Consider the following 6,962-nt stretch of genomic DNA (forward strand, 5'->3'; position numbering starts at 1 on the left):
AACCCTATGCCCCCAATAAATGCTAGAACTTAAGGCTGGCAGAAACATAATAGGTTCTACCCATTCCAGCCACTGCAGTGCCCCAAGGAACACCATTCATGGACATCGTGTTGCCTTGACCCAAATAGACTCCACCTTGCGGTAAGGCATATAACTTATTGAATAAGTTTTCTATACCAAAATTCACGCGGTATTTTTTATCGTCGTAGGATGAACGCAGGTTGTATAGCGAATACCCGCCGGTAGCAATTTCATTTCTAACTGTATTGACATTGGTCTTCGCTGCTACAAACTGCCCTTGAAGAGTGTTTGTCCAGTTAGCACCAATATTCTGTACCAACCCAATCGTGCCATTGAGCGGCATGATGTTATACAGATTAGTTCCAGCCGTGACGTTCTGTCCGCGGGTATAGGATGCCAAACCGGTTAATTGAAAACGGCCTAATTGGGGTGATTTACCTAATGCCACATTGCCAGATAGGTCGATTCCGAACAACTGTGCATTTTGATTTGCATATTGCAATACATTGAATTGCTTAGCCTTGCAAGGAACGCCAGGACCACATATGGCATCAATGTAATTGCTCACGTAGGTGTAATAAGGATTTGTCTTAAATGACCATGCTTCTTGATTGGCATCATGCCAATCAGTGGCAAGGCTAAAAGTGTTTGCCACTTCGGGCGCTAAGGTAATCTGACCAACATATCCGTTACCATCACCTACAAAGTTATTCATAACGGCCGCCATTGGAAATGCTGACCAGCTGTATCTCTCATACAGATTTGGTGACCTTGTCTTACGAGAATAACCAGCCTCATAATTTTGAGTTGAATCAGTTTTATAACGAGTAAGAGCGGTCAAATCCCAGTTGTAGTCTGTTTGGGCATGAGTTTTTGCATTAAATGCATTTGCATTCAGGGCATAGGCCGGCATATTGTTATAACCCTGTACATTGCCTGCATTTGCGCCCACTTGCTCTACACGAACACCAGCCATCCCCATCCACTCTTTAGTCCATTGCTGCTCAATCTCGCCAAAGAGCCCTAAACGATCACGAGTGCCATTCGTAATATTCTGAAAGGTGTTAGGCCACATCATTTTTGATGGGGTATATGAAGGAGGCCACCAATCATTTAACAAATAACCCTGCCATTCAGCACCCATTCGCGCCAACTGAGTTTCAGATAATGGCAACGTCCCTTTTACCATCGCTCCATTAGTAGAGCTCGTGGCCAACATCGGCATAGAAGGCGATGTTCTGGCACCAGTGTTGTCATCCATTTGATGATTCACCATTTGGTTATAGGCTTGCGCCTCTAAAGTACCCCAATCATATTTGCCGGTATATTTCAAATTAAATTGAGTGCTCTGGTTTTTTGTCATATCCATCCGTTGATTGGCATAACCTTCAAACGGTATGAATTGGTAGCCTGCCTTAAGCTCAACTAAATGATTTTCTTTTTGCCAGGCCAAAGAAAGCTGTTGATTGGTCGCAGTGTATTTTGAGGCGCCTACGGTATTGCCGGACAGGCCATTTGCTGCTGGTTTAAAGTTGCCACCCGCTGTGTAATTATTGGCCTTAGCAGAATCAACGGTGTAGTTAGCACTAAATTCATCGCCAGCTGCAGTCAAATTCAAATTTCCTGCGATAGCATTTCCATTGCTACTATAGGCTGCGCCCACTTCGCCCTGCTGCAATGTTTCACCCTTATTGGCAAATACAGGAGGCAAAGATTGCACGGAAACTATTCCACCTAAACTATCTCCGCCCGCACTTACTGGTGAGAGTCCTGTAATGACCTTAATACTTCCAACATTTGATGGGCTTATATAGGACAAAGGAGCATTCATATGATTAGGGCATGATGCAAGTAGATCCATGCCGTCTACCTTTGTTTTCACTCGATCATCAGCCAATCCATGAATTGCAGGTAAACCAGATACACCACCTCCGGTGTACATATTTACCCCGGGAATATTTAAAAGCATTGCGGCAGTATTGTTTGTGTTTACGCGAGACTGATTTAACTGAAATCCAGATAGCGTAGTTTGAGTTGCTGGTACATCTTGAACACCCGTTACAACCAAGGTATCCAGACTAGAAGAATTTTGTGCATAAGCACTTGTTAGCATCATTGAGGCTACAAATACTATCGGCGTAATTTTTACTGTTTTCATGATGAATAATTTGTGTCGGTCAGATTTACTTTTGCTTGGCCATAGATGTCTCCATCGGGGAGAGTGTCAGCTCTATGCTTGCAATGGGGGTATGCGTCTTGATTGCGTTGAAAAGAACCAAGAAACTGATCAATAGCAGCCATAAGGCGAAACCTAGCGCCATGCCGATATAGACACGCTTTAGGCGATAAGCAACTTTTTCACTTAATTTCATTTACTTCTCCACACAACATGACAGCAACCAATGGTTGCTAACTACATAGCTAGGCTATGCCCTAAAAAGATTTAGGCTTGTGCTGGAGGAGCTGCTGAGGGAGGTGTTACCCAAACCGCAAGAGGCTTAGGTGATTGATAGAAAAGCTTGGGAAGCAACGCAAAGGAATTTGGTGCTTCAAATGAAAGATTGGTATTGAAAGCTGGTGTAATACTGCTTTGAGCGACACAATAAGGACATGGCTGCATTTGGTCAGCAACTTCTTGATCATCCGTTTGCACATCGATCGTTAATTTAGTGCCATCAGTAGAGCAAAGCTCCATCGCAAAGCCTTGACCATGCTTTGCTAGTGATACCGCTTGTGAAACTGCTGGAGCAAGTGCACTCATAGCAATGGCTAAAGACGCTAGCCAATGAATGAAGTGGTTCTTGCGCAATTTCATAATGGTGTAGATTCTAGCGGAATTTTCTGGGTGCTTATGAAAAAAAGGGGCTTACGCCCCTTTTTCTTCCTTCATAGGCTAATTTTTGCCTATTTACCTATCTTGCAACCTTAAGCCGCAGCCTTTTTCTTGCCTACAAACTTGCCAATCAATGGCCAGAAGAGCAGGACTAATGCAAGAGAAGTAATACCACCAACCAATACATTAGAGAAGAAGATATCTAAACTGCCTTGTGATAGCAGCATGGATTGACGGAAGGAATCTTCTGCACGGTCACCCAACACCAATGCCAGAACCATAGGTGCCATTGGATAGTTCAGCTTCTTAAAGACATAACCCAAAATACCGAAGCCCAACATCAACCATACGTCAAACATAGCGTTATGAACGGTGTATGCACCCACAGCACAAATCACAATAATGACCGGCGCAATGATAGAGAATGGAATTCTCAAAATAGAGGCAAATAGTGGCACGCAGGTTAACACTACGAACAAGCCAGCCAAGTTACCTAAGTACATACTTGCAATCAAACCCCAAACAAAGTCTGGTTTCTCTACGAACAACAATGGGCCAGGTTGCAGACCCCAGATCAACAAGCCACCTAACAACACAGCAGCAGTAGGTGAACCAGGAATGCCTAAAGACAACATTGGTAGCAAGGCAGCAGTACCAGCAGCGTGAGCCGCTGTTTCTGGAGCAACAATGCCTTCCACTTGACCAGAGCCGAATTTGTCGCCGTCTTTGGAAACACGCTTTGCAACGCCGTAGGCCATAAAAGATGCTGGCGTTGCACCGCCTGGAGTAATACCCATCCAGCAGCCAATTAAACAGCTACGCAATGAAGTTGCCCAGTATTTTGGAAGTTGCTTCCATGTTTCCAACACAACCTTCCCGCGAATTTTTGCTGCAGCACCCTTGAATGCCAAACCTTCTTCCATTGATTGAAGAATTTCACCGATTCCAAACAAACCGATCACTGCAATCAAGAAATCAAAGCCACGCATTAATTCTGGGTTACCAAATGTCAAGCGCAACTGGCCTGTCACGGTGTCCATACCAACGGTTGCCAAAGCAAAGCCCAGCATCATTGCTGAAATAGTCTTAAATGGCGATCCCTTATTCATGCCAACGAAACTGCAGAAAGTCAGCAGGTAAACCGAGAAGAATTCTGGTGGACCGAACTGCAGAGCAAACTTCGCAACCAATGGCGCCAGGAAAGTGATCATCACAATCGCAAAGAACGCACCAACGAATGAAGAAGTAAAGGCGGTAGTTAACGCCTCACCAGCTTTACCGTTGCGGGCCATTGGGTAGCCATCAAAAGTAGTTGCAACAGACCATGGCTCACCCGGAATATTAAAGAGCACCGAGGTAATCGCTCCACCGAATAATGCACCCCAATAAATACAGGAGAGCATGATAATTGCGGAGGTAGGAGGCATTGTGAATGTCAACGGTAACAAAATCGCAATACCATTTGCACCGCCTAATCCAGGTAACACGCCGATAATCACACCAAGCGTTACACCAACCAGCATTAACAGCAAGTTAAAGGGTGTCATTGCAACGGCAAAGCCGTTGAATAGAGCGCTAATTTCTTCCAACTTGAACTCCTTTTTTAATCTTTTTTGTAGTTATTATTTATTAACGTACGCCCAAAAACTCGAGAGGGTTGATCCATGAGCCATGTGGCAATGGAACTTGGAACCAGTACTCGAACATCAGGTATAGGGCAACGCTTACACCTAAGGACACGGCGACTGCCTTCCAGATTGGATACTTACCTAACCACACCATGAAAATTGCGATGTAGAGTGCTGAAGATACATAAATGCCAATCAATTGCACACCCAACACAAACACTATCGCTGGCAAGAGCACAGCCATCACTTGCTTCAAAGGCTCACGATCAACAAATGATTCTGTTTTCTTTTTCTTATTAACAATAGCGGCTTGATACAGAGTGACAGTACTAGATAGCAAAATAATCAAACTAATGTAGAACGGGAAATATCCCGCCTCGGGGCCATCGCTACCCCAACCCGCACCCAGCTTAAGGCTGCCAATCATTACAGTAAAACCAATCGCAAGAAACGCGATCGAAGTAATGATGTCCATTGCTCTAACGCTGATCGCTGACTCTTGATTTGAATTGTTTGTATGTTCAGACATTTTTATATTTTTAATAAAGTTGATTTACGCACTTACTTAAAAAATGGGACCCCCTACTGGAGGCCCCATTCCGATCGCTATTAATTACTTAGCCAGGAAACCTGCTTCACCCATTAACTGCTTGTGCAAAGCTTCGTTGAGTGTGAGCCAGTTACGGAACTCTTTACCAGTCATGAATGTTTGATTGAATGCACCGTCAGCCATGAACTTTTTCCACTCAGGAGTAGCACGAACCTTCTTGAACAAGTCGATATAGAAATCGACCTGCTCTTGAGTTACGCCTGGCGCCATAAAGATCCCACGCAACATAACGTAGTCAGTAGGAACGCCCGCTTCCTTGCAGGTTGGTACGTCGTACCAAGATTGCGTATCAGTCACCTTCTCTTTGTATGGCATACGTGTGTCATCAAATACGCAGAGTGCACGCAATTTACCGGCACGCCATTGAGCAACAGCTTCGATCGGATTGTTCACAGAAGAGTCGATGTGATTGCCAACCAACTGAACCGCAACGTCGCCACCCCCTTTGAATGGGATGTAAGTGAACTTCGCGCCAGTGGCTTTCTCGATAGCAACGGTAATAATTTGGTCTTCTGATTTAGAGCCAGTGCCGCCCATTTTGAACTTACCTGGGCCAGCAGCCTTAGCAGCATCAATATATTCCTTAGCTGTCTTATAAGGCTTTTCTGCGTTATCCCACAATACGAATTGGTCCAGCGCTAACATTGCTACAGGAGTAATGTCTTGCCAATTAAATGGCACGCCTGTAGCCAGTGGAGTTGTAAACAGGTTTGAGAGTGTGATCACAATTTTATTTGGGTCGCCTTTGGCTTCCTTCATTGCCAAGAAACCTTCAGCACCAGCACCTGCGCCCTTATTGACAGGAATCACGGCCTGCTTCATCAAATTATTTTTGGTAATGATTCCTTGAATCATACGAGCCATCTGGTCTGCACCACCGCCAGGACCCGCTGGAATGATGAACTCAACTGGTTTAGTTGGTTCCCATGCAGCAAATGCAGTTGACGCACCAGTTACACCAAGAGCTAAAGCAGCAGAAATCAATGCACCTTTGAACTTCATCTTCATAAAGTATGTCTCCAAAAAAAGTTACCAATTTAAATTGGCTTATTTAATACGTGATCGATTTTTAAACAAGTTCAATTGCGAAAACTTGACTGCAATCAATAATTTCAAAAACGTTACACGTTAGTTTCTACAATTTAGTAAAAACCCTGATAAATCAAGCCAAAACCTAAGCTTAGTGTACTGACTTATTGTGTTCTATGCTGCATCCAATGCACAAAAAACGCACAATGAGGATAAAAAGGTTTCGATAATTTCTTCGCAAGATTTTTTAAGGGTTAACCCTAAATTAAGAGAAGTCTGTGGGGACGCTGGTGCCGCTTGCCGGAATCGAACTGGCGACCTTTTCATTACGAATGAACTGCTCTACCGACTGAGCTAAAGCGGCAGGTCAGTACATTCTAGCGGAAACGATCTAAAAGTTTTTTACTGACTTTATCTAACTGCGTAGCGTCTTTGATCAAAAACTGAAGACCATTCGAGTCGGCAATCAATAATGTGTTGCCAGCGATTCGACGGATATCCTCTTCACCCTTGAGACGAATACGAGTTGGGCCGCGATCAGTTTCAATATCCCAAATACTAGGCGTAGCAAAAGTGGAGACTTTAGTAATTTTTTCTATCACTGGCATGAACTCACGCGCCTCTAGCTCCTCTTGAATGAGTTTCATTTCTGCAGCGGGAATATTGCTAGCGTCGGGGTACCAAAATACCTCTTTACCAGATTGATTCATGATGCCAATGCCATCATTTAGAGCGGTGATTGGAAACGCTCTTACCGGATGAACGCCGACATGAATATTGCCTTGCGCATCCTCAAAAACCAAACGACCTAGAGTATCGCCTGTCTCTTATACACATCTCC

The 6,962-nt window shown here is 44.2% G+C and carries 7 protein-coding genes and 1 tRNA gene; all 8 read right to left on the bottom strand.

The window, feature by feature from the left end; translation table 11 throughout:
• Positions 1-22: 22 nt before the first annotated feature.
• Entirely contained in the window at positions 23-2,179 is a 2,157-nt protein-coding gene (locus tag KIH43_RS07340; RefSeq protein ID WP_297719310.1) for a TonB-dependent receptor plug domain-containing protein, read from the bottom strand.
• Between the two features lie 25 nt (positions 2,180-2,204).
• Positions 2,205-2,393, bottom strand: coding sequence for a hypothetical protein (locus KIH43_RS07345; RefSeq protein ID WP_296969059.1), 189 nt, complete (start codon positions 2,391-2,393; stop codon positions 2,205-2,207).
• Between the two features lie 71 nt (positions 2,394-2,464).
• Positions 2,465-2,836 (bottom strand): DUF2946 domain-containing protein, encoded by a 372-nt coding sequence (locus KIH43_RS07350; RefSeq protein WP_297719313.1) that lies wholly within the window; start codon positions 2,834-2,836, stop codon positions 2,465-2,467.
• 110 nt (positions 2,837-2,946) lie between these two features.
• Complete coding sequence (locus KIH43_RS07355; protein ID WP_297719316.1) at positions 2,947-4,443, bottom strand: tripartite tricarboxylate transporter permease; 1,497 nt, start codon at positions 4,441-4,443, stop codon at positions 2,947-2,949.
• 40 nt (positions 4,444-4,483) lie between these two features.
• A complete protein-coding gene (locus KIH43_RS07360; protein WP_297719319.1) occupies positions 4,484-5,011 on the bottom strand; it encodes a tripartite tricarboxylate transporter TctB family protein in 528 nt (175 codons plus the stop codon).
• Between the two features lie 84 nt (positions 5,012-5,095).
• The gene (locus KIH43_RS07365; RefSeq protein ID WP_297719327.1) at positions 5,096-6,094 is read right to left on the bottom strand and encodes a tripartite tricarboxylate transporter substrate-binding protein; all 999 of its coding nucleotides are present in this window, start codon (positions 6,092-6,094) and stop codon (positions 5,096-5,098) included.
• Between the two features lie 315 nt (positions 6,095-6,409).
• Positions 6,410-6,485, bottom strand: a tRNA-Thr gene (locus KIH43_RS07370).
• A gap of 13 nt (positions 6,486-6,498) precedes the next feature.
• On the bottom strand, positions 6,499-6,924 hold the full coding sequence (locus KIH43_RS07375; RefSeq protein ID WP_297719322.1) for a DUF1854 domain-containing protein: 426 nt from the start codon (positions 6,922-6,924) through the stop codon (positions 6,499-6,501).
• Positions 6,925-6,962: the final 38 nt, after the last annotated feature.

Source organism: Polynucleobacter sp. (assembly GCF_018500155.2).
Taxonomy (GTDB): domain Bacteria; phylum Pseudomonadota; class Gammaproteobacteria; order Burkholderiales; family Burkholderiaceae; genus Polynucleobacter.

Coding starts and splice junctions, on each gene's coding strand:
- KIH43_RS07365 (WP_297719327.1), bottom strand. CDS start 6,094: ATGAAGTTCAAAGGTGCATTGATTTCTGCTGCTTTAGCTCTTGGTGTA.
- KIH43_RS07340 (WP_297719310.1), bottom strand. CDS start 2,179: ATGAAAACAGTAAAAATTACGCCGATAGTATTTGTAGCCTCAATGATG.
- KIH43_RS07350 (WP_297719313.1), bottom strand. CDS start 2,836: ATGAAATTGCGCAAGAACCACTTCATTCATTGGCTAGCGTCTTTAGCC.
- KIH43_RS07345 (WP_296969059.1), bottom strand. CDS start 2,393: ATGAAATTAAGTGAAAAAGTTGCTTATCGCCTAAAGCGTGTCTATATC.
- KIH43_RS07360 (WP_297719319.1), bottom strand. CDS start 5,011: ATGTCTGAACATACAAACAATTCAAATCAAGAGTCAGCGATCAGCGTT.